The organism is Moorena sp. SIO3B2, assembly GCF_010692525.1.
GTDB lineage: Bacteria > Cyanobacteriota > Cyanobacteriia > Cyanobacteriales > Coleofasciculaceae > Moorena > Moorena producens.
In genome coordinates this window covers 1-2,258 of record NZ_JAAHHE010000687.1, presented here as the reverse complement: position 1 = coordinate 2,258, position 2,258 = coordinate 1, and the positions used below count along the sequence as shown (strand labels likewise).

The 2,258-nt window shown below is 45.8% G+C and carries 2 protein-coding genes and 1 pseudogene; all 3 read right to left on the bottom strand.

Translation table 11 applies throughout. The features are described 5' to 3' along the window. Window positions 1–106 precede the first annotated feature (106 nt). Entirely contained in the window at window positions 107–274 is a 168-nt protein-coding gene (locus F6K38_RS39840; protein WP_287253328.1) for a hypothetical protein, read from the bottom strand. 178 nt (window positions 275–452) lie between these two features. Next, entirely contained in the window at window positions 453–1,829 is a 1,377-nt protein-coding gene (locus tag F6K38_RS39835) for a nif11-class peptide radical SAM maturase 3 (RefSeq protein WP_287360406.1), read from the bottom strand. A gap of 172 nt (window positions 1,830–2,001) precedes the next feature. Then, a pseudogene (locus F6K38_RS39830) lies at window positions 2,002–2,258 on the bottom strand (hypothetical protein); the annotation flags it as partial.

The window sequence follows — 2,258 nt, the reverse complement described above, 5'->3', positions numbered from 1 at the left end:
GATCGCGCATTCATTCCTTGATTCAGCAACGCCAAAAATCCTGTGTACCTAATAAGTATTTAAAACGCTATATTTTAAAATTAAATTACCAAATTTATGGCTATGATTATTGACATTTATCAATTTTATCTAAAGCAATCTTGGCTTTCAAAAGAACTCTCCAATAAGCTAAATTACTAGTCCATGCTGTTCGAGGTAACAAGGTGGGAAGAGATTCTCCTGGAGTCTGGGAGTTATCAATGGATGGTTCTAATGAGTTAGTTTGATCCTGCATAGTGGTATAGATTTTTTATAGATTTAACATAGAATTGAACTAAAAAGTGAGTAGGGAACAGGGAACATGGAACAGATAAAAATAATAATATTTGATTCTTTCAGTACTGAAATTTATTGTTATTATTTCAGATATTAAGTTGTTTTTTATAGTGCAAGAGCTTAGTTAAATTGAGATATTACCGACAACTGCGGCCAAGTCTATAGCGTTTCTCATAGTAATGAGGTACACAGGATTTATTCCCTATTCCCGACTCCCGACTCCCGACTCCCGACTCCCGACTCCCGACTCCCGACTCCCGACTCCCGACTCCCTGCTCCCTGCTCCGTAAAAAATCCCCTGACCATTGAATGCGATCAGCACTAAAGTGGAGGGGATCATTGTTTGGCCAAGGAGTGTTTATTGGCTCTTCAATAATTTCAAATTCACCGTTATCAAAGGGAAGTCCTTGGGCTTTTACTTTAGGCACAACTCGCTCTCGAATTCCTTGAGATGCTTGGGTTAAGGCCCGATGGTGACAGTAAGGATTATTCCCTCTGCGGTCAAAGAACACATGAGCGGTCCAAGAGCAACCACCGCGACATAGTTCAGCAAATTCGCAAGTCTTGCAGAAACCCCACAGATGGGATGTCCCTTTGGGAGTATCGGCTCCTAGATTAAACCGCAATTCTTCAGTTTCTTCAATGATTGTCCCCAGGGAGTGGTCTCGAATATTACCTCCGGTGTAAGCTGAAGTCGGTAAGGACGGGCAACCTTTGATAGCACCATCGGCTTCAATACCCAAGGTAGAGAGTCCAGCTTGACATCCCTGCCAAAATGTCCAGGGATTGCTATCTCCTCGCCCTCGCAGTAGTCGCTCGTAAGGACCGTAATAGCCTACATTATTTCCGGCCTGTACTTTCACACCTTCGCTATAAGCCCGCTCAACTACACGAGCAATCATGGGATATAAATCCAGCAGTTCATAGGGTTGGAGCAGAATGTCGTAATTGTCAGCAGCATTGCCCATGGGTACAGTTAACTGAATCTGCCAGGCGAAGATTCCTGCATCCCTAAGCAGCTGATAGATCTGGGGAAATTCTGGTGCGCTGAGGCGATTGATTTGAGTATTGCAGCCGAAAGGAATACCGACTTCTTTGAGATGACTCATGGTCTTAAATGCCCATTGCCAAGAACCCTTTCTCCCCCGTAGGCGGTCGTGGGTTGCTTCTAAGCCATCCACAGAAACGGAAACTACCCGAATTCCAGCTTCTTTCATCCGGCGGGCTGTCTCTAAACTAATCCCAAAGCCACCAGTGGTCATACCACAAACCATTCCTGCCTCGGTAATGGCTTTGGCAATCTCTAGCCAGTCCGGACGTAAAAAGGCTTCACCCCCAATTAAGGTGACTTCTGTAATCCCAACTTCGGCCATCTGTCTGACCAGATCCAGAGCTTCTGCTGTAGACAGTTCTTTTTCCCGTGTATGACCAGCACGAGAACCACAGTGCTGACAAGCTAGGTTGCATTTAAGAGTAATTTCCCAAACCGCATAACTAATTCGGCGATAAGTCATAACTAAGCACGTTTGTATCTCGGTTGTAAACAGACCAATTGCAGGAAAAGGCAAAAGGCAAGAGGCAAGAGGCAAGAGGGGTAAGAGTGTGGGAAGTTTGGGGAGATGGGGAGATAGGGAGATGGGGAGATGGGGAGATGGGGAGATAGGAAATATTTTTATAGCGTTTATCTTACTGACGAGGTAAAGTAAATTTTCGTCTTACCCCGACACCCGACACCCGACACCCGACACCCGACACCCGACACCCGACACCCGACACCCGACACCCGACACCCGACACCCGACACCCGATTCCCGATTCCCGACTCCGTAGACTATGAAATATTGTCTGTGTTCGCGTCTTTTGAAATGTAACCAATTTGATCAGGAGGTATGGAAGCGCCATACAATGCGATCGCTTGAGGAGGTTTCGGTCCAGGCTCGATG

Bases quoted from the DNA above. Each gene is read 5' to 3' on its own strand.
- F6K38_RS39840 (WP_287253328.1), bottom strand. From the start codon at position 274: ATGCAGGATCAAACTAACTCATTAGAACCATCCATTGATAACTCCCAG.
- F6K38_RS39835 (WP_287360406.1), bottom strand. From the start codon at position 1,829: ATGACTTATCGCCGAATTAGTTATGCGGTTTGGGAAATTACTCTTAAA.